The organism is uncultured Clostridium sp., from assembly GCF_947072515.1.
In the GTDB taxonomy this organism is placed as follows: Bacteria; Bacillota; Clostridia; order Clostridiales; family Clostridiaceae; genus Clostridium.
Genome location: NZ_CAMTIG010000050.1, coordinates 1 through 22,096, shown reverse-complemented (window position 1 = coordinate 22,096; position 22,096 = coordinate 1). Strand labels below are relative to the sequence as shown.

Genomic DNA, 22,096 nt, shown 5'->3' with positions numbered 1-22,096 from the left:
AACACTGAAAATTTATAGATTTTTCAGTGTTTTTTTCTTAAGTTGATAGCATTGTCCCCGTTCCTGGCTTCGGTGTATGTGTTATATTTATTTCATTTCCTGTATAATATACTGTATTTGCAGAATTAATTTCATTTCCATTATTAAAATTACTAAGATTTTTTGGATTTTCAGGTGTTATGCTTACAGTTCCTGCTATTAATTGATCAGGATATTCAATTTTAAATAAGTTTGCTGTTCCTGCATAAGCTTGCTGTAATAGCGGCCCTGATATTGTATATGTTCCATTTCCATTATCTTTTAAATATGGTGATTGTATTGGCACTAATTTAGTCGTAGAAATATCACTTGGTGTTATTTTAAAAGTGTATGTTTCTTCCATATATTTACCATTTAATCCATTTATCAAATTAACAGGATCTAATCCAATTAATTCTCCACTAGCATTTCCATTATTATCTGCTGCTAACTGTAATCCAAGTTCATTATTAGTACTTGTTAATGTTGGTGCTATTGTTTCTGTATATTTTCTTGTTGCTAATATTGGTTTTAATTTAACCGTATATGTTCCCTCTTGTCCATTCACTGTATAATTCATATGAAAAACTGGATTTATTTGTAATCCATAACAAGAGTCATTTAATGTAATTGAAATAGGCACTGAAAAAGACCCTGTTGATGACTCAGTAGATTTAACATGATTGCTTTCAACTGCTGTCACTACAGATTGTTTTAGTGCATTAGCTAACTGTTGTTGTTGTGCTGTTAATGGTGCTCCATCTATTCCTGTTATATTTATGTCAGTATTAAATTTAATATCATTTACATTAAAACTTTTCCCATTATTACTTTGAAATGTTATTGGTACTGAATAAGTAAAACTGGTACCTTGCGTTGCTATATTTCCTGTTTTTGGTACTTCATTTTCTGGCTTATATTGAGTATCTGAAGTTGTTCCGTTTGAAACTGTTTTTGTAATGGTAGGACTTGATGATGTTATTTCTAGATTACTTAATGTAGGTTTTACTGCTAATTGAGCTTGATCCTCTTTTTGACTTTTATTAGGTATTTTATTTTGAATGGGTTCCGCGAAAGATTGAACACTTGGAGATAAAATTGCTGCTGACATAGTTGCGGTGGCGACTATCTTACTAACTTTACCTAAATGCCCCTTAGACTTTTCATTATTTTTCTTCATTACTTATCCTCTCCTAATAGTTAATAAAAACAACTTAAATATTTTTTAATAATTTTCTTATAATTCCTTGTAATTTTCTAAAAATTTTTTATTCAATTTTCCTCAGACACTCTTTTTATTTATTAAATTAATAATTTACTTTTTTTAGCTTTTCCCTATTTTTAACAGTCTTGTATTTTATAATAATTAATTATTTTAATAAATTTAAGCTCTTTAAAAGAATTTTCATTAAATAAATTCTATATTTTTTATCTTTTTGCTTTTATCAACATTTGTTTTTTATTTAAACATTTGTTTTTCAACACCTAATTATAGAGAATCTCTAATTCTATTGCAAATTTAATAATTATATAAAGTTTATATTTTATTAAAATTTTATTGCAAATAATCAATTTTAATTTATCTATATAATTTAATTGCTTAACCATTCTTAATATTTTTTAACTATTTATTAGTTAAATTGCCTATTTATCACTTAAATATAAAAAACACTCCGTATTTACTACTCTTATCCATAAACCTAATTCCATACTTCTTTTAGTTTATTAACTCTTTTTTTACATTTAAATTCTTATAATTTTATATTTTTCTCTATATTTTTTCTTGTTTTTATCAATTTTTTCTACTCTTTTTTAAACTTTAGTATAAAACGCTTTTTATTATTACTATTATTTAGTTATTTTTTTAACAATAATTCATATTTTAAAATCAAAAAAATAAGATACGCAAGGCGTATCTTATTTCTAAATTTATATTCCAAATGATTAATTATTCGTTTTTTTAATAATACTCTGTGCAATTAAATAATTTTCTTTTGCTAACTCATCATATCCCAAAGCCTCATATATTTTACTAAGAGTATTATATACCCTTGGCTCTAAGCATCCTTTTTCTATTGCTATATCATAATTTTCTATTGCTTGATCTAAATCACCTGTTAAAAGGTATATATTCCCCAAATTATAATTTGGAATATAATTTTTTTCATTTAGCTTAATCATTTTTTCGAATGATTTTATCGCTTTCTCGTATTCATTATTTAAAAAATACACTTGCCCTAAATTATAGTATGTTCTTTCATATGTCTTATCTAAACTTAATGCTTCTTCTAAAACTTCTATAGCTTTAGCATAATCTTTTGCTGAAATAAGAAAAATTCCTTTATCATTTAATAATATTACATCTTTATTTTCAGAAATTTTAAACTTCATACACATACCCAACCTTTTATTATTCTTAACTATAGTATAATTTATGTATAGTATAAAAAAAAGGAGTAATTTTTATGGAAGAACTACATATTTTGGGAACTGGTTCTGCAATGGTTACTAATTGCTATAATACTTGTTTCACTATTTCTAATAATAACGAACATTTTTTAATAGATGCAGGTGGAGGAAATACAATTTTATCTCATCTCCAAAAAATGAATATAAAAATAGAAAATATACATCATATGTTTATATCTCATAATCATAATGATCATATTTTAGGTGCTATTTGGGTACTTCGTGCTGTAGGACAAAGTATGCTAAATGAAAAATATACAGGTAATTTTAATATCTATTGTCATCAAACTTCAATTGATGCTTTAAAAGACATTTCTAGATACGTACTTCAAAAGAAATTTACTAATCTTTTTGATAGTAGAATAATATTTAATTCAATTAACAACGGTTCAAAATTTACAATATTAAATAGAGAAACAGAATTTTTTGATATTGGAAGTACTAAACTACTTCAATTTGGATTTAAAACAACTTTAGAAAATGGAAAAACTTTAACTTTCTTAGGTGATGAACCTTATAGAGACTTAGTTAAATCTTATGCTCTAGGCGTAGATTATCTTTTACATGAAGCATTTTGTCTTTATTCTCAAAAAGATATATTTAAACCTTATGAAAAGCATCATGCTACAGTTAAAGATGCTTGTATAAATGCAAAAGAATTAAATGTAAAGTCTATTTTACTTTATCATACAGAAGATAAAAATATGGAAAATAGAGAAAAACTATATATTAAAGAAGGACAAAAAGAATTTAATGGCCCTATTTATGTTCCTAACGATTTAACCCTAATTACTTTATAGAAATAACTTTAGTATTAGTTTCTTTTTAGATAAGATAAATTAACACTAAAATTATTAAGTATACAAAAAGTCAGTAAAGCTATCTATTGCCTTACTGACTTTTTTATTTATATATTATCCCAAGTTTTCTTTTCTAGGAATTTTACTGCTTTATTTTCTGCTTTTTTAATAATATCTTTTCTATATCCCATAACTTCTAATATTTTTATTGCATTTCTAGTTTTTGAACGCCCTTCTTTTAATTTATAGTCAAATGCAATTTTATTATTTTTAACTTTCTCTTCAAAGCTATAATTATCATATAATTCATTCAACATATAAGTAAGTTCTATATCATGTGTTGCCGCTAGACAGAATACATCTTCATCTCTACCTAAGTAATCTAGAATTTCTGATGATGCTGATATTCTTTCTACAGTATTTGTTCCTCTTAAAATTTCATCTACAATACAAAGAATTGGGTGTTCGTATTCCATATCATCTAAAATTCTCTTCAATGCTTTTATTTCAACCATATAGTAACTTTCACTTGATAAAATATTATCTTGAAGTGCCATTGATGAGTATATTCTAAACATAGCCCCTCTATACTCTTTAGCACATACAGTATTTATTGTTTGACCTAAAAGAGCATTTAATCCTACTGATCTTAAGAATGTACTTTTACCTGATGCGTTTGATCCTGTTAAAAGTACTGATTTTTTAAAGTCACCACTATTTACTACTGGTTCTTTAATTAATGGATTATAAATTTCTTTAAATTCTACTTCTACATCTTTAGTAAAGTTTGGTTCTACATAATATTCTAGTGTTTCTCTAAATGAACTAACAGCAATTAATGAATCTAATTCTCCTACATAATCATATAAAACTCTAATACTTTCTGGATTATCACAAATTATCTTTCCAGCTCTTTCATAATTAATTATATCAATTAAGAAAACCCCATTTAAATATATTTTGATAGCTCCAGCATTTCCTCCACTTAATGATATAGCTTCATTTAGTGCTTTATTATTTATCTTTTTAAACTTTGATAAAGCCTCATCAAGATTAGGATATTTACTATTTATTTCTTCTATATTTAAACTTCTTATTTTATATGCACACTTAATTAGATTGATCATATAAGAGTAATCCTCTAATACATACTCAGTATCTTTTTTAGCAGCCATTGTCATAGTTGAATTTATTACAACAATCATTACAGCCGCTATAATTGGCCCTGAATTTTGAAGAATTATTCCACCAATAAATAAAACTATTATTGCATACCTTAAAAATAAATGTAATCCAAGCTTACTTCCTGAAAACTTCTTAGGTTTAAAAAAATAATTTGAAAGTCTTGCTATTTCTCTTCTACCTAAAATGCTTCTAATTGTATACTGTACATTAAATCTATCTTTCGCATTTTCTTTAAAGTACTTTATCATTTCTTCTCTATTTTCAAGTTCTTCTTTTTTAAAGCTTGGAATCCTTAAAATTTTATATAAAACTTCCGCTCCTACAGAACTCTGTACATTTGCAATAATTTTATATATCTCATCCATATTTAAATCATGCCAAGTTATATTATCTACAAAGAATTCTTCCTCATCTTTACAATTTTTAAAATAACTTTCGATATTTTCTCTATCTATTGGTTTTTTCTTATAATGACTTCTTTTACCATAACTACTTCTTATGTCACTTTTAAAGTAATTTCTTCTTCCTGCATCTGTAATCCTATCAGCTACAATCAATATGACTATAATAATTATGGCGTATATTAATATCAATTTTTCTGCGCTCACACTGTATCTCCTTTTATTTTTAAATTTTTTTCAAATTATACCATTTATTAATGAACTATTTGTGAATATTTCTTTCATCAAAAAAGAAACTTATCTTTCTTAAAATAAGTTTCTCCAAATTTCTTTTATTTATTTTTATATTTTTTTAACTCTTTTATTATTTCAAAATATTCTTTTTCCAAATTCTCTTTTTTATTTAAGTCCACTTCTATTGATAATAAGGAAATAATATTAGATAATTTATTTTCTAACACAAGTATATTTTCTTTACTTTCACGTTCCTTATTATCTACTTTAACCTCATTTTTTCTATTGTTATACTCTGTATATGTTCCATCAAACTCAATTATCTCTTTATCTTTTATCTCTATAATATAATTACATATATTTTCTATAAATCTTCTATCATGAGAAATAATAAGACATGTTTTACTGCAATTAATTAATGCTTCTTCTAATGCTTCTTTAGTTTTAATATCTAAATAATTTGTAGGTTCATCTAAGATAATTAAATTATTATCAGATAATAAAGTTTTGCAAAGAGAAACCTTTACCTTTTCTCCCCCACTTAAACATTCTACTTTCTTTAAAACCACATCTCCATAAAAGCCAAATCTATTTAAATTTATTCTAATAAAAGTTTCATCATAAGACGAGCTTTTCATAATATTCTCTAAAATACTTCTATCCTCCTTTAAGTTTTCTTGCCCTTGATCAAAATATCCTATAACAATATTTTTTGAAATATTTAAATTTTCATCTTTAGATATTATTTTTTTTATCAATGTAGTTTTCCCTACTCCATTTTCGCCAATCAATGCTATCTTTTTACCATTTTTCACTTTAAATTTTCCATTTTGAATTAAAACTTTTTCATCAATTTTTAATCCATAATCTTTTGTTTCTATAAGATTTTTAGAATATATTTCTAAGTTATTTTGCACTTTAACCTTTATATCTACTATATTCTTAGGCTTTTCTTTTACTTCTAAATTTTCTATTCTACTTTTTAAAGCATTTATATTTTTCTCTATATTTTTTTTAGCTCTCTGTGGTCCCATTTTATGAAGTCTTGCTTCTGAATTCCCCATTCTTTTAGGAGTTTTTCTTAAACTGTCTCTTAAATTTTGCTTGCCTATTATTGCTTTCTCAATATGTTTTTTTTTATTTATATAATCCTCATATTCAAATTTTTCTCTATCTCTTTCCTGATTTTTTAAAATCAAATATTTCGAATAATTTCCTTTATAAATTTTAATTTTTCCATCTTCAAGTTCAACTATAATATTACAAATAGAATCTAAAAAATCTCTGTCATGTGATACAAGAAAAATAGCACCTCTATATTTTTTAAACCACTCCTCTAACTCTCTAATACTTTTTTCATCTAAATTTGATGTTGGCTCATCAGCAATTATAAGCTTTTTATTTTTATATAACGCATTATTTATTTTAATCTTTAATTTCTCTCCACCTGATAAAAAACCTTTATATTCTTCATTCAAATTGAATAAATTTTTTCCTTTTATAAAATTTTCTTCTTTAAATTCATTTCCTTGATTTATATATGAAAAACTATCTGTTAAATGAACATTTCCTTCATCTACTTTTACTTCCTTAAGTAATACTTTAATTAAGGTAGTTTTTCCTGCTCCATTTTCTCCTATTAAACCAACTCTATCACCCTCATTAATTTCAAATTTATCTATATCTAAAATTATTCTATCTCCATAATATTTTTTTACTTTCCTTAAATTTGCTAATTGCATAAAAAAATCCCTCCTATATATCATAGAAGAGTACTTATAGTTATAAAAAGGTATCATTTAATAACGCTATTTCTTTATACGAAATAACATTTCATTATACAACTTTAATCTACTCTTCTTAAAATTAAACACAACAAAAAAACATATTCTTTATTGTATTTTCAAACTTGAAAAATAGATTATAATCTCATTGCACCAAATACCTTCTCTTTCTTAAATTTATTAATTAAATTATATCATAAAATTATTTTCCATCCAATCTTTATAGTATTGTCTTTTGTGATATCTATTTTCTGATTTTATGTATTTATTAACGTTTTATACATCTTTTAGTGCTATACTAAATTTAAAGAAGCTCTTTAAGCAACTTATCTGTATTAACTACTTTGTTAATATTCTTAAGCTACTAAGAACTTAATAAATAACTAATTAATGAAAAGAGGAATTTATTATGGTAGAAGCATTTAAGGTAACAGAAAGAAGCACTGGCGACACGCCACATAAATTAAGAAAGGAGCTAAAGGTACCTGGTATAATCTATGGTGATACTTTAGATGAAAATATATCTTTTAAAATAGAAAAAAAAGAATTAATTTCATTATTTAAAAGTAATTCAATGACTTCAATTATTCCTATAAGCGTTGATGATGCTGTTAAGAACTGTATTATTAAAGAAATACAAAAAGATAACTTTGGTAATGTTATTCATTTAGATTTTCAAGCTATAAATAAACATGAAAATGTTAAATTAAACATTCCAATAGAATTTATAGGACAAGAAGCTATTGCTGAAAAAGGATTAGTTTTTGAAGCTTTAGAAACTCATTTAGAACTACATGGACCAGCTGATAAAATGCCTGAAAAAATCGAATTTAATATTTCACAATTAAACATCGATGATAAAATATTAGCAAAAGATGTTAAACTTGATAAAGAAATTAGTATAGTAATAGATGACAATACTGCTTTAGCAGTTATAGGATATTAAAAAATGACGCTTTTAGCGTCATTTTTTTTATTATAGTATAATCTAGATGAGGTGATTTTTTGAATTTAGAACTTATTGCAGACAAAATAAATATTCTTTCTGACTTTTGTAGTAAACGTGATCTAGAATCATTAAATAAAGCTGATTTATTTAATACTTATAACATAAATAAAGCTGATTTATTAATTCTTTTTGGTGGAAGTATTATAGAAGGATTCGATGTTGCAGGAAAAGCTTTTTTAGATGACCTTGCAGATAATTTTATGTTAGTTGGTGGTGAAGGACACACTACTGAGAAACTTAGAAGTACAGTTCAAAGTCTTTTTCCAACTCTAGAGATTAATAAGGATTCTGAAGCAATTATAATGAAAAAGTATCTTTCCTCTAAATATAATTTATCTAAATTTTATTTAGAAGAAAATTCTACTAACTGCGGTAATAATGTCACTTATGCTCTAGACTTAATAAAAAAAAGTAATCTTTCTTCTAAAAATATAATAATCATTCAAGATTCTACTATGCAACTTAGAATGGATGCTGTTTTCAAAAAATATGATCCCCATTTTAATATAATAAACTTTGCTCCTTATAGATCTAATGTTATTGTTAAAAATAATAAATTAGAATTTGAAGATACTACTATTTTAGGTATGTGGGAAATAGATAAATTTATTTCACTTTTAATGGGTGAAATTCCAAGATTACATGATACTAAAGATGGTTATGGTCCCAAAGGACAAAACTTCTTAGCTCATGTCTCTATTCCTTCTAAAGTATTAGAAGCTTTTAATTATTTAAAAGAAAATTATAAAGATTTAACTAGAATTGCAAATCCAAAATTTTCTTAATTAAATCTCTTTTCCCTATTGTAAACATTTACCAATTAATGGTATAATTAATTTATAGTTAAATTGCTTCCATCTCATTAAAATAGCTAAAAGACATAGTTACGCTTATGCACTATGTCTTTTTTTATTTCAATATTCTATTCTTTTAATACGTATTCTTTTATAGCTTGTACAACTCCATTTTCTAGATTACTCCTAGCTATAAAATTTCCATATTGCTTCATATCTTCATTTGCATTTTCCATAACAAAACTATATTTAGCTTTACTAAGCATTTCTACATCATTGTAAAAATCTCCAAATACCATTGTTTCTTCATATGATATTCCCATATCCTTTTGTATCATTTCTAAAGCATAACCTTTATCTATATTTTGATTCATTATATCCATCCAAACTGCACCTGAAACAACTACTTTAAATTCATCTCCAAATATGTGATTTAAATGAGGATATGAATTCTCAATAGATCTATTAAAATCACAAACTGCTATTTTAAATATCTCATCATCAACACTGTTTAGGTCTTCTACAATGTGTTTATGTAAATAATATTTATCTATCTCTTTTAACATTTCCTCATCACATGCCATATGATATGCTCCTTTAGTTCCGCATAATATAGGCACTACATTATCTAACTTCGAACATTCACTTATCATTTTCTTTATATGTTTCTTATCTATTACACTTATTTTTGAATCATCCTTTTCTTTCACTATATATGATCCATTATCGCATATATAATATAAATCATCTGAAATTGGCTTAAAATTTTGATATAATGTTTTATAAGGTCTTCCACTTGCTGCTACAAATTTTACATTCTTCCTTTTTAATTCCTTGTATATTTCAAAAAATTCTTTTGGAATATTTCCCTTTCCATCTAATAAAGTCCCATCCATATCTGTTGCTATAAGTTTAATCATAAATATCCCCCATTCTTTTTATTAAATAATTCCTTCTTCAGTTATAATCCCTGCAATCTCTTCTAAGCTTGCAAATTTATAAAACTCTTCATAATTAAATTTTTCTTTTTCCATTACAAGATAACTTTTATTAGCACATTCTATTATAGTCTTTTTAGTAGTTCCATCCTCTAAATCAAAAGTACTTATAAATCCACTCTCTTTATTTATTCCACATACCCCTATAAAAGCTTTATCATATGTAAAGTTTCTTATATAGTTATTAGCAGCAGCTCCAATAATAGCTTCTATTTTATTATTGAATTCTCCTCCAATACATATAACTTTTATATTAGAATTACCTCTTAATTCAAGTACTATTTCTAACATATTTGTTACAACAGTTATTTTTAAATCCCTTTTAACTAATTCCTTAGCTATTTGAATATTATTAGTTGAAACATCCAAAAAGATAATATCCCCATTATTTATTATATCAATTGCTATTTTTGCAATTTTCTTTTTTTCATCTGTATTAATATTTTTTCTTTCGTTAATAGGTTTTATATCTTCATGTTTTCTTGAAATAATTGCTCCACCATATACTCTTTTTAATTTTTGTTTATTTTCAAGTTCACGTAAATCTTTTCTTATACAGTCCTCTGTAACTTTAAACTCTTTCGCTAAAACTTTTACAGTAACTCGCCCTTCTTCATTTAGCTTATCTAAAATTTTTGCATAACGTTCTTCTAAAAACATATCTTCAACTCTCACCTCACTATTTAACTTTATTATATCATATTTTATTATTTATTATTGTTTTTTATTATTTATTATTGTTTTTTATTTTATATTCCTTTATAATAACTGTATAAAGTATCGTTATAAGATTATCTTAGCGTGATACTTAAAGTCAATTGACATAATAAAAAGGAACTGCTCACAATTTTTTTGTGAATCAGTTCCTTTTTTTATTTAATCTTTCTTCTTTTTATATAGAAAATTTCCTTCTTTATCAAATGGCCAAAAGTTTGCTTTTCCAAACATTTGAGCAAGCATTGGTAGTATTAATACTACATAAATTAATATTCCTATAATTACTATAGATCCTATTTCTGCTAATATAAGTACTCCTGAAGGTAATAATGCTGCAAATGTACCACCTAAAATAACAGCTGCTGCTATAATTACTTCACCCATTACTTTTATTGTACCTAACATACTTTCTTTTATTCCATTCTCTTCAGTTTGTTTAAATCTAGTAATTATAAATATGGAATAATCTATTCCTAAGGAAACTAAAACGACAAAACCAAAAAATAAAGTAATCCAATTTAATCCTGCATATCCAAAAATCTTTTGGAAAATTAATTGAACTATTCCTATTGCAGTAAAGTAAGTTAATATAATTGAAAGTAATATATGTTGACATTATAATGCTTCTTAATAATAAAATTAAAACTATTAATACTCCAATAGATACTAAAACCACAACTTCATTATAATCATGATTTGCCATGCTTCTTGTATTATAATTTATACTAATTAAGCCACTTTCTCCTATTTTTGCATTACTTAAGTTAGTTCCTATAATACTATTTTTTACTATATTATTTAATACTGGAATTTGCTCCATTGCACCGTTAGTGTATGGATTTTCTTTTAATGTTACATTTATAGTTGCAAGTTCTCCATTTGAACTCAAATAAGTATTCTCTGCTTGTTTAAATTCACTATTATTAAATATTGAATCTGGCACATATACTCCAGTATTTCCAAATGGTAATGTTCCCCAATCTTTTACATAACCATTAGCAGTCTTTATTCCACTATTTATTTGATTTATGTCTGAAGCTCCAGTAGTAAGTCCACTAGATAATTCTCCAATCTTTCCTTTAACTGCTTCAAATCCTGAACTAATCTTAGATTGTCCTGACGAAATTTCATCTAAAGCCTGTGCTATAGCTAGTGTTTTTTCTACAACTTCTGTTTCTCCTGCACTAGTTTTATCTAATCCTTGACTAACTATTTAATAATAAGTTGTCATATCTATTTAAATGACTATATTTTTTATAAGCTTAAAGCTTGCAATAATTTTTTAGAATTTGAAATTCCACAAGCATTAGCGGCTCAACATTTTACTAATTCGATTTTATCAATTTTAGAATGGAAGTATATATATCAAAACAATGCAACTAAAGAAGATTTAATTCTATATTTACGAGTTTTAATAAATGGTCCTACCCCTATTTTAAAAGAAATCCCATAGTCTATTGTTCTATGGGATTTACTTTTATTATTAATTTATTTCATCTTCTAACTCTAAAAAAGTATTTACTATATCTTTTAAAACAATACTCTCATCTTCAACATTAAATTTTTCTTTAAGTCGTGAAATATTTTTATACTCACCTACGATATAGCTTTCATACCTCATTACTTTAGTCAATAATTCATTTTTAGCATATTTATTTATAAAACTACTTTTTATATACATATATCTATTTACTATTATTATATCCTCATAACTCATTTCTACATCTTTTCCCCAGTTCAAATTTTCTAAAATATTTATATTTAAGCTTTTATATTTATAAAATATATCTTTTATACTATTTTTAAAATTTATAGGATAAATATATTTTATTACTAAAAATGCAATTATAGCTCCTAAAATAACATATCCAATTCTATAGAATGAAAGCATATAATAATTTTGATGTTTATACATTATAAATTGACTTGCTATTCCTGTATATGTTATAAATATCGCTCTTTTACCATAATCAATCATATATATAGAAAAATACAAACTTATTAAAACAAGAACACATACATAAATTGTATTTTGAGATATTGATAGTAATATATCAAATACAATAAATCCTATTGCAGTTCCAAAAACTCTTTGCATTAATTTTTTTACACTTTGTTCTGCAAAAGGTAAATACACTACTGTTATTGTATATAAAATCCATCTTCCCTCTGGAATATTAAAGTAAAATACTATAAATACAGCAATTGTATTTATAATTGCACCTTTTATAGCTGTATTAAACTTTATAGACTTCATGCTGAACTTTAATTTATAATTTAAGTTAAATTCCCTACTATATTTTTTCAATATTTCTCTTTTCTTTTCTAAAAGTTCTTCATACCCCTTCTCCTTATTTAACTCTTTATAAACTATACAAAATTCATCAAATACACTTTTAATTAGATTCATATTATTTTCTTCTTTAAGTTCTAAAAATACTTTGCTAAATTTGCCTTTTAATTCTTCAATATTTGATTCTCCATTATAAAATTTATAGCAATCTTCTATAATTTTTATAATCTTTTCTAATATATCCATATTATTAGTTTTATATAATGTCCAACCAATACTCTTTATTAAATCTATTGTTATAATTTTTTCTCCAATTTTAAACTTATCGCACCTTGCTTTTTCTGATTTTTTTATTAGCATATCTTCCCCGTCTTGTATTTCTTTCAATGCTAACATAAATTCTTCATCACTATTTTTATTTTTTAATTTATTTTCTATAGCTTTATTTAAATATTCTCTTGATTTTTCAATTTTTATATTTCCTAATTTTATAAAATCAAGTTTAAAAACTAATAAATATAAAGCCATAGCTAAGGCTGCACCATAAATGGTAGCTCCCATTCTTAAAGTCAGCTCTCCTTTTGGCATAGGTATTGATAAAATTAATATGTAATAAATCATAAATATCATAGATTGAGATTCTCTATCTTCATATGTATATTTATAATAAATATAAAAAGCAATTATAAATGTCGCAATACTTCCTATATAAATATTAAACGTAAATGTAGATGCAAAAAAAGATAGTATTGTACAAGTTATTATTATTTTTAAAAACTCCTTCCATTTATCTACCGTATAATCTTCTTTAGCAAGTTCTGGTATTAATAAGATTGATGCCATAGCCACCATTATATTAGACATTCCAAAAGGTAAAAAAGTTAGAATTGCTATCACACCCAATATCCATCCCTTTAATGCTAATGATTTTGTCATAAAGTTCACTCCTTAAATTTCTATTTCTTAACCTACTAAAAATTATAAACCATGGAGTAACTCTACAGTCAATAAGAATTTATAAAATTCTTGAATCCCTTTATTTCTCTATATTACAGACTATTTGAACAAAAGATATTTCTTCATTTTTCGCTTTAAAAAAACTTAATATTTTTATTAAAATACTCTCACTTCTAATATTAAAATACTTTATTAATTCCTTAATATACATTTTAAGTTCTTCTTCAGTTCCTAAAAATTCGATTTCTATATTATCCTTTTCTAAAACAATCTCTTCAATTTTCAACTTTTTCTTTTTCATCTTTCTAGTTATTTCATCAGATTCCTTCCTCTTTTCTATATATATCATCTCATCTACAGGATAAATTTTTTCTTCTTCATAATTTATTTTAAACTCAGTAAAATATTCTAATGATTTATTTTCAAACTCTATTACTTTACTAAATCTTTTGCACAAACTACTTGATATAAGCTTCTTTATTGGAAGAATATAAAACTTCCTTTCTATCTTTCTAATTTCAATTAACGAAAACTCATAAATATTTTCATAATTTCTAGCTCTTTTTATAATTTTCTCACTATTTTTCAAACTTTTTTGAGTCCTTTTTAAATCTTTAATTTTGTTATCTAATATTTTATTTTGCTTCTCTATAAACTCTACATATTTATCTAAATCTAAAATTTCTTCATCCAAAAAATTTTTTATATCTTTTATTTTTACTTCTAAATGTCTTGCTCCTAAAATTAATGACAAAAGATATATATCTCGTAATGTATACATTCTATAATTATTTTCTTTATTAACTTCAGGTGATAAAATTTCTAATTTATCATAATATCTTAAAGTATCAATGCTGACATCAAACATTTTACTGACTTCACCTATTGAAAAAATATTTTTCATCTTACCTCACACTCCTAATAAACTAAATTTTATATAAAAATAAAAGAGTATTATCTAAATATACTCTACATTAGATTTCTCTAATATAAAGTATATTCTATCATAATACTCTTAACTTTCTTTTCAATATTAATCCCTATTAATAACTATACAACTTATCTTTTTTATCAAAATTAAATACTTTCCAACATATTAGTGAAACAACCCAAACAGTTATAAACATTCCAACTAAAATGAATCCCATTCTACCAAAATCTAAATTTTGTAGCCATCCCCAAAAACCATCATTTAAATTTTTCTCCATAGCAAAAACTTGTCCAACTTCTATAATACTTATAATTCCTGCTGCTACTATAGATAAAATAGTGATAGTCATATTATAATATACTTTCTTTAATGGTGATGTAAGTACCCATTGATATGCTGTAGACATAAAGAAACCATCTAGTGTATCCATAAGGCACATCCCTGCTGTAAATAGGATAGGGAATGCTATTACAGCTGTCCATGGAATTCCTTGTGCTGTTGCCGTTGCTGATGTAGCTAAAACTGCAATTTGTGTTGCTGTATCAAACCCAAGACCAAATAAAAATCCTATTATATAAATATGCCAATTTTTATTAGCTATATTAAGAAGTTTATTTATTCCTCTGTTTACATAACCTTTGTTAGGTCTCTCTAGACTTTCTTCAACATATGTACCTGATTTCATCATTTTAAAAGTTTTTACAGAATCCTTTAAGATAATGAAATTTGCAATAGCTAAAATTAAAAGAAATGTTGCTGAAATAACAGTTCCTATAACTCCTCCTACTGCCTGAAAACTTGGTATAGCTCTTTTCGCCCAATCAACTGCAAAAATTGTTATAATTCCCATAATCATAACTACTGTTGAATGTCCTAATGAGAAAAAGAATCCAGCCCCTCTAGTTTTCCCTCCTTTTTGTACTAACTTACGTGTCATATTATCAATACATGCTATATGATCACAATCAAATGCATGTGCAAGTCCAAATGTTAAAGATATTACTCCCATACCTAAAAGAGTTGGAAACTTAAAAACTCCTGTTGAAAGAAATATTAACCCACATGCAAACATAAATACTATAAAAATACCATATTTCATTGCATCTATCTTCCAACTTGAATTACCGTTTTTCATAAAATAATCATTCCTCTCCTTATTTTTCTATATAATTATTAATTAGTTAATATTATTTGTCAAGTGATATTCCTTGTCAATTAATTGTATAATATAAGACTATCCTAATCATGTATTTTTCCTATTAATACATTTAATATAAGATAGTCTTATTTCTATATTATCTATTATTTTTATGATCTAAATTCTGCTAAACTCCCATCTCTATTTCCACTTACTATTATCTTCTTAGGAATTCTATCCTTAAGTTCTGCAACGTGTGAAATAACCCCTACAATTCTTCCTCCACCTTGAAGTTCTGATAGAATATCTATAGCTGCTTCTAAAGATTCTTGATCTAATGTTCCAAATCCTTCATCTATAAATATAGTGTCAAGCTGAATTCCACCTGCTGAATTTTGAACTACATCTGAAAGTCCAAGTGCCATAGCAAGTGAAGCCTTAAAACTTTCTCCTCCTGATAAAGAACTAACATCTCTTTCTTTATTGCTATACACATCAAAAACTTGTAAGTCCAGTCCTTGACTAGTTCTCTTATCACCAATATCTTTCTTTCTTAAAAGTCTATATCTATCATTGGTCATCTTTAAAAGTCTTCTATTTGCAGCCTTTAAAATATCATCAAGATATGCAGCTAAAATATATCTTTCTAAAGTGATTTTCTTTTCATTATCACCATTGACAATTTTAGAAACTTCACCTACAATAGCAAATTCTTTCATATCTTTTTCCATATCCTTATTGAACTTCTTTATATCTTCAACAACCTTTTTATTATTATCTAATTTTGAAGTCCACTCTTTAATTTCTTTATCTACTTCATTAAGTTCTATTCTTGTAGCTTTTCCTTTTACTGCAACTTCTTCTAAATCACCTTTTTCTTTTCCTTCTAAGTTTTTCTTTTGAGTTTCTAAAGAACCTCTCTTTTCATTTAATTCCTTATTATAGTTATCAATTAAAAGCTCTAATCCCTTTATTTCTTCTCTACTTCTCTTTGCCTTTAAATAAGATTCCTTGCTTTCAAATTCATTTCTATTAAGTTCTAAATTAAATTCTTCTAAAGCTTTTTTCTTTTCTTCTTCTAAATCCTTTAATCTAGTTTTTTCTCCCTCTATATTACCTAAAATATTATTTAGTTTTCCCTTTATAAGTTCTAGCATTTCCTTTGCAGAAGCTAACATTTTTTCTAAGCTTACTTTTTTAGATGTAAGTTCATCTTCTCTATCTTCCAATTCTTTTACGGGTTTTATTTCTCCATTAAATCTCTTTTGGATTTCTTCTATTTCCTTATTAGCTTCCACTAATTTTATATTTAAAGAATTTATCTTTTCTTTATTTTCTTCTAAAGCTTTTTCTTTAGCTTCTAGAGCTTTATTTAATACATCTAATCTATTTTTAATAGTGCCTTCTTTACTTAAGTTATTATCTATTTCCTTTAATTCTTTTAAAACTTCATTTCCCTCACTACTTATTGAGATAAGTTTTTCACTACATAACCCCTCATAAGCATCTAATTTTTCTTTATCCATATCAAATATTCTTAAAGCTTCTATTTTTACTTCTTTTTCTTTTTCATCAAAACTATCTTTTATAGTACTTATTTCTGTTTTTAATTCAACAAAAGCTGTATTTACTTCCTCATAAAGTTTTTTTAAATTATCAACCTTATCTTTAGTTATATTAGTATCCTCTAACTTCGCCTTTTTAGGATGATTTTTTGATCCACATACAGGACATTCCATTCCTTCTTGTAAATCCTTAGCTAAAATTCCTGCTTGACTTCTAAATAGAATATCTTCAGCTTCTTTATACATCTTTTCTCTAGAATCTACTTGTTCTTTTGCTCTAATATAATCCTGTCCTTTTATCTTTAATTTCACATCTATATCTAATGTAGTCGTAATATCTCTTAAAAGATTATCTACCTCTTTTTTATCCATTAAAAGCTTTGATTTTTTAGCTTCAAGTTGGACTTTTCTATCTTTATCTTTACTACATTTTTCAATATAATCTTCAGCTGCTTTAATAGACTTTTTATCTTTTTCTTTATTTTCTTCTAAGTCTTTTATTGTTTCTTTAGATATATTTATATCCTTTTCTATAATCTTTATTTCATTTTGTTTCTTCTCAAATATTAAAGATTTATCTTTAAGTTCCTTTATTCCATCTAACTCTTTATCAATGACTTTAATTTCCTTTGCTTCATCATCCGCTTTATTAAAATTTAAGACTCCTTTATCATGTTTTTCATTTAAAGTTTCTCTTTCCTTTTCTAAAGCTTCTAATCTTTCTTTGCTTAAAATAAAATCTTTTTCTATTTTATTTAATATCTCTTCTTTCATTAAAACTGATATAGCCTTACTAGCTAGATTCTTTTCTTCTTCTCTTTTTCTATTTTCTTCTTGTCCTAAAAGAAGAGTTTTTACTTCAATTTCTATTTTAATCATTTCATCAATTTGCTCATTGATAGTTTTAATTGCACTATGAACTTTTAAAAGTTCTTCAATTTCCTCTGTTTTTGCCTTTTTTATTTCTTCTTTATCTGAAATAACTTTTTTATCTTCTTTTATTTCCTCAGAAAACTTCTCTAATAAAAGTTCTATATTTAACTCCTTTGAATCTAATAAAGGTTTTATTTCTGAACCTTCTTTTAAAATATAGTCTCTAGCTTTAGCATCTCTAAGTTTTTTTAATCCTTCTGTATTACCCTTGATTTTATTAGCCTTTTCTCTCATTTTTTCCTGAAAAGTGTTTATTATTTCAGTTCCAAAAATCTTTCTAAAAATTTTTTCTTTTTCATCACTTTTAGCTTCAAGAAGTCTTTTAAATTCCCCTTGTGGAATCATTACAAGCTGCTTAAACTGAGCACTATTTATTCCTAATACATTAGTAATCGCCTCAGTTACTTTTCCATAACCTGTTATAGTTTTTCCATTTTCAAAAGCCTCTCCACCATTTATATCTAAACTAGCTTTTGGCTTAGACATAGCTAGTCCTTCTCCAATCTTTTTCTTTCTCATATATTCAGGACTTCTTCTAATTCTATATTCATTTCCCTTTAGACTGAAAGTAAGATCTACAAAGGTATCACTATCTTCCTTCGCAAAATTACTTCTAAATCCTTTAGTATCACGGCTCTGCCCACTGGCTTCACCATAAAGAGCAAAATTTATGGCATCAAAAATAGTTGTTTTTCCCGCACCTGTATTTCCTGCAATAACAAACATATTATCCTTATCTAAGTTTTTAGCAAAATCCAGCTTTACTTCTCCTCCATAAGGCCCAAATGCGTTAATAATCAGATTCCTTATTTTCATTTACTTCTCACCTCTCTTCACTTCTTCTAATACTTCTTTAACTAATGCTAATTCATCTTCCGAAATCTCAACTTCTCTAATAGCTTTAAAGAAATCACAAGTAAGCTCTAAAGGTGTTTTTTCTTTTAACTTCTCTACTTCTGCTTCTTCTAAATTTAAGTCTTTTAATTTATTCTCATTTTTTAAATCCATAATATTAGGATAAATAGCTCTAAGTCTTTGCATAGGTTCTAAAACTTCTTTTTCATCTGTTAAAACAACCTTTATATAATCATCCTTCTTCTGCATTTTAGAAAAGTCATTTGATATAAGTACACTTAAATCACCCTTTAATTCTCTAAAATCTCTCATTAAAGAAAAGGGAATATAATCTACTTCTAAAGACTTGTCTTTATTTAAAGTTATAGATGTTACTCCCACTTTATTATTCATTTCTGAAAATGAATACTTCATTAAAGAACCTGCATATCTTATCCTATCTCCATCAACCATTTGTCTTCTATGAATATGCCCCAAAGCTACATAATCAAAATCTTTGAAAACCTCTGAATTTATAAGGTCAGTTCCACCTATAGAAAGTCTCTTTTCAGAGTCACTTTCTATAATCTTTTCAGTTCCTTTACATACATATCCATGGAATATAGCTACGTTTCTTTCATCTTTATTTAAATCTATCTTTTCAATAGTCTTTCTTATAGCATCTTCATGAGTTTTTATTTCATCATCATTATAAAGTTGTCTTACATAATATGGATCTGCATACGGTATAAGATAAAAATTAACTCTACCATCTTTATCTTCTAATGTTACTTTCTTAACCTTTTCTTTAAGTTCTCCATTTATAAAAAATCCTGCACTTTCATAAAGCTTGTTTCCAAACCCTACTCTTTCGTTACTATCATGATTTCCTGCAATCGCTAAAACAGGCGTCTTAAGTTCAAAAATTATCTTATTTAAAGTTTTATCTAAAAGTTCCACTGCCTCAACAGGTGGAATCGCTCTATCGTATATGTCTCCTGCAATAATTAAACAATCTGGTTTTTCTCTTTCAATAGCTTCAAAAAGCTGATTTAAAATATATTCTTGATCTTCCGTCATATAAAAATTATTTACAAGTTTTCCAATGTGCCAATCACCAGTATGAAAAATCTTCATTACCCCACTCCTTTAAAAGTATTTATATATCCTATTTTAGCCCACTAAATACTCTTTATGCAAATATGTATTATGTAAATATAACTGATTTTTCAAATGGAAAGAAAGAATGTATATTAGAATATTTAGCACTATGAAAACTTATCCTAAATTATCTTCATATACAAAAAAAGAAAATAATCTATTAAAAAATATATCTTATACATTAAATAGTATTATCATTTTTTTCTTAATCTATATCCTTAAGAAGATTTGATTAATCAATTGCAATGCTTTGAAAGTTCAGATAAATTTTAGTAAAAGTTATTTTTAACTTTAAATAGTTTATCACCCTATGAAACAATTAATGAACTCTAAAATTAGAAAGCTATTCTGGTTTTTTTTAACGTTATAAATATTTTAAATAAACAACTCTTCCTATTATCCATAATTGGATAATAAGTATTACTTTATAATTAAATCCTTTTACTAATTTTATATAAGTATAAAGTTTTAAATGTTATACCTAAAAAAATTAACATTATGATTAAATTAGAAACTCTTAAATAAATATTAGGAGCTGTGATAAATAAAACAACAAATGCTGAAAGAATTGTTCCATATACATTAGATAATTTTTTATATCTATTTGCTGCTGATTTATTGTCAGAAAATATATCCTGACTCATATCCTCTTTCGTACTTATAAAATATTGGTTCTGTGATTTTTTTGTTCCTACAAGGTGCTTCCAACCTGTATCTTTAAATAATAAACAATAATCTTCAAATGAATATTTGTCTTTAAAATTTCTACAATCAATTTTATATTTTATATTAGTACTATTAGTTTTTTCAAATTTATACCTTAGCCCGACACCTGTTAATATATATCCCTGTTTTCCCAAATTATTTAGCCATTCTTCTTCCTTTGATAAGTTAATAAAAATTTTGAAAATATACATTAATATTCCTCCTACTGTAAAATATTTTGAGAAATCGCAATAAAGTTTTGCTGTCTAACTATATCCTTATTTAATATTTCTAACCCTAAATCTGTAATTATATAAACCTTTCTTCGACTATCTTCATTTGGAATATAGTTAATAAGTTTTTGTTTTTTTAGATTTTCAAGTGCTCCATACAATGTTCCAGGAGCTAAAATGATTGTCTCATTACTGAACTCTTTAACTTTTTGAATAATTAAATATCCATGTGCAGGTTCAATTAAAGCAAGTAAAATATAAGCTGTTGCTTCTGTTAAAGGTAATTTTTTTTTCATACTGAATCTCCTGTAATCTAGAATATATCGTTACCCTATATATCGGAACACGATATATTTATATTAGAATACTTTTAAATATTTTTCAAGTAAATTAAAAACAACACTAACCCCATAAAGATTAATACTGAAAAGTTATTATACTTTATTTATGATCTGCTTCTATGTATAGCATATAGTAATAAAAAAGATTTCTTAAAAATGAAAATGTTTATTTTAAGTTTAAATAAATTCTATATTTATCCATTAAAATTAATTTATAGGTAAGTATAGGTGATGATTATGAAAGTAAAAAATAGTAAAGCAAGAAAAACTTTTGTTATTATAAGCATCATAGCAGTAATATCCTTAGTTGGATTCTTATGGAATTTTTATAATGCAACTAAAACAGCAGTAACAATTAGTCTTTCAAATGAATCAGTAAACTTAAATGGGCTATCTACAGGAAAAAAAGTTATAGATGTAAAAAACATAACAGAGGTTGAATATGTAACTCAAAAGCTTAATGCTAATGGTATTATTATGGGAGGATCAATAGGCGATAAAATATTCGGGTATGATAATATCAATAATTGGGTAGATGCATATTGGTGTTAGTATAAAAAGGTGGACAGATTTAATCGAACTAAATAAAATAGTAT

At 25.4% G+C, this 22,096-nt stretch carries 17 protein-coding genes and 1 pseudogene; 4 read left to right on the top strand and 14 right to left on the bottom strand.

All coding sequences use genetic code 11. From position 1 onward, the window contains the following. Nucleotides 1-37: 37 nt before the first annotated feature. Together Q0W06_RS15180 and Q0W06_RS15175 are read right to left on the bottom strand one after the other, a co-directional pair. Entirely contained in the window at nucleotides 38-1,198 is a 1,161-nt protein-coding gene (locus Q0W06_RS15180) for a hypothetical protein (RefSeq protein WP_297637512.1), read from the bottom strand. A 764-nt stretch (nucleotides 1,199-1,962) separates the two neighbouring features. Beyond that, nucleotides 1,963-2,409 carry a tetratricopeptide repeat protein gene (locus Q0W06_RS15175; protein ID WP_297637509.1) on the bottom strand — a complete coding sequence of 149 codons (447 nt, stop codon included), beginning with the start codon at nucleotides 2,407-2,409 and terminating at the stop codon, nucleotides 1,963-1,965. 74 nt (nucleotides 2,410-2,483) lie between these two features. On the opposite strand from Q0W06_RS15175, the gene Q0W06_RS15170 reads away from it, so the two are divergent. Beyond that, on the top strand, nucleotides 2,484-3,287 hold the full coding sequence (locus tag Q0W06_RS15170; protein WP_297637507.1) for an MBL fold metallo-hydrolase: 804 nt from the start codon (nucleotides 2,484-2,486) through the stop codon (nucleotides 3,285-3,287). 107 nt (nucleotides 3,288-3,394) lie between these two features. Here Q0W06_RS15170 and Q0W06_RS15165 read toward each other — a convergent pair whose 3' ends face one another. Continuing rightward, nucleotides 3,395-5,080, bottom strand: a complete 1,686-nt coding sequence (locus Q0W06_RS15165) for a DNA mismatch repair protein MutS (protein WP_297637504.1) — start codon at nucleotides 5,078-5,080, stop codon at nucleotides 3,395-3,397. 125 nt (nucleotides 5,081-5,205) lie between these two features. Next, nucleotides 5,206-6,849, bottom strand: a complete 1,644-nt coding sequence (cplR, locus tag Q0W06_RS15160) for an ABC-F type ribosomal protection protein CplR (RefSeq protein ID WP_297637501.1) — start codon at nucleotides 6,847-6,849, stop codon at nucleotides 5,206-5,208. Between the two features lie 451 nt (nucleotides 6,850-7,300). On the opposite strand from cplR, the gene Q0W06_RS15155 reads away from it, so the two are divergent. After that, the gene (locus tag Q0W06_RS15155; protein WP_297637499.1) at nucleotides 7,301-7,837 is read left to right on the top strand and encodes a 50S ribosomal protein L25; all 537 of its coding nucleotides are present in this window, start codon (nucleotides 7,301-7,303) and stop codon (nucleotides 7,835-7,837) included. 59 nt (nucleotides 7,838-7,896) lie between these two features. Next, nucleotides 7,897-8,685, top strand: coding sequence for an ElyC/SanA/YdcF family protein (locus Q0W06_RS15150; protein WP_297637496.1), 789 nt, complete (start codon nucleotides 7,897-7,899; stop codon nucleotides 8,683-8,685). A gap of 137 nt (nucleotides 8,686-8,822) precedes the next feature. On the opposite strand, the gene Q0W06_RS15145 is transcribed toward Q0W06_RS15150, so the two are convergent. From Q0W06_RS15145 to Q0W06_RS15100, 10 genes and pseudogenes are all read right to left on the bottom strand, one after another. Then, nucleotides 8,823-9,614, bottom strand: a complete 792-nt coding sequence (locus Q0W06_RS15145; RefSeq protein ID WP_297637493.1) for an HAD family hydrolase — start codon at nucleotides 9,612-9,614, stop codon at nucleotides 8,823-8,825. Nucleotides 9,615-9,635: 21 nt separating this feature from the next. After that, the gene (locus Q0W06_RS15140) at nucleotides 9,636-10,352 is read right to left on the bottom strand and encodes a DeoR/GlpR family DNA-binding transcription regulator (protein WP_297637490.1); all 717 of its coding nucleotides are present in this window, start codon (nucleotides 10,350-10,352) and stop codon (nucleotides 9,636-9,638) included. Nucleotides 10,353-10,568: 216 nt separating this feature from the next. Then, a pseudogene (locus Q0W06_RS15135) lies at nucleotides 10,569-11,352 on the bottom strand (MMPL family transporter). Nucleotides 11,353-11,892: 540 nt separating this feature from the next. Beyond that, nucleotides 11,893-13,638 (bottom strand): FUSC family protein, encoded by a 1,746-nt coding sequence (locus tag Q0W06_RS15130; RefSeq protein WP_297637487.1) that lies wholly within the window; start codon nucleotides 13,636-13,638, stop codon nucleotides 11,893-11,895. A gap of 100 nt (nucleotides 13,639-13,738) precedes the next feature. Beyond that, nucleotides 13,739-14,563 carry a MerR family transcriptional regulator gene (locus Q0W06_RS15125; protein ID WP_297637484.1) on the bottom strand — a complete coding sequence of 275 codons (825 nt, stop codon included), beginning with the start codon at nucleotides 14,561-14,563 and terminating at the stop codon, nucleotides 13,739-13,741. Between the two features lie 139 nt (nucleotides 14,564-14,702). Beyond that, nucleotides 14,703-15,725, bottom strand: coding sequence for a HoxN/HupN/NixA family nickel/cobalt transporter (locus Q0W06_RS15120; RefSeq protein WP_297637481.1), 1,023 nt, complete (start codon nucleotides 15,723-15,725; stop codon nucleotides 14,703-14,705). Between the two features lie 173 nt (nucleotides 15,726-15,898). Further along, nucleotides 15,899-19,042 carry an AAA family ATPase gene (locus Q0W06_RS15115; RefSeq protein ID WP_297637478.1) on the bottom strand — a complete coding sequence of 1,048 codons (3,144 nt, stop codon included), beginning with the start codon at nucleotides 19,040-19,042 and terminating at the stop codon, nucleotides 15,899-15,901. Next, nucleotides 19,043-20,197, bottom strand: a complete 1,155-nt coding sequence (locus Q0W06_RS15110) for an exonuclease SbcCD subunit D (protein ID WP_297637475.1) — start codon at nucleotides 20,195-20,197, stop codon at nucleotides 19,043-19,045. Nucleotides 20,198-20,652: 455 nt separating this feature from the next. After that, on the bottom strand, nucleotides 20,653-21,138 hold the full coding sequence (locus Q0W06_RS15105; protein ID WP_297637472.1) for a DUF2812 domain-containing protein: 486 nt from the start codon (nucleotides 21,136-21,138) through the stop codon (nucleotides 20,653-20,655). 11 nt (nucleotides 21,139-21,149) lie between these two features. Beyond that, nucleotides 21,150-21,455, bottom strand: coding sequence for a PadR family transcriptional regulator (locus tag Q0W06_RS15100; protein ID WP_297637469.1), 306 nt, complete (start codon nucleotides 21,453-21,455; stop codon nucleotides 21,150-21,152). A 282-nt stretch (nucleotides 21,456-21,737) separates the two neighbouring features. Between Q0W06_RS15100 and Q0W06_RS15095 the strand changes: the two genes are divergently transcribed. Next, the gene (locus Q0W06_RS15095) at nucleotides 21,738-22,052 is read left to right on the top strand and encodes a hypothetical protein (RefSeq protein WP_297637466.1); all 315 of its coding nucleotides are present in this window, start codon (nucleotides 21,738-21,740) and stop codon (nucleotides 22,050-22,052) included. Nucleotides 22,053-22,096 lie beyond the last annotated feature (44 nt).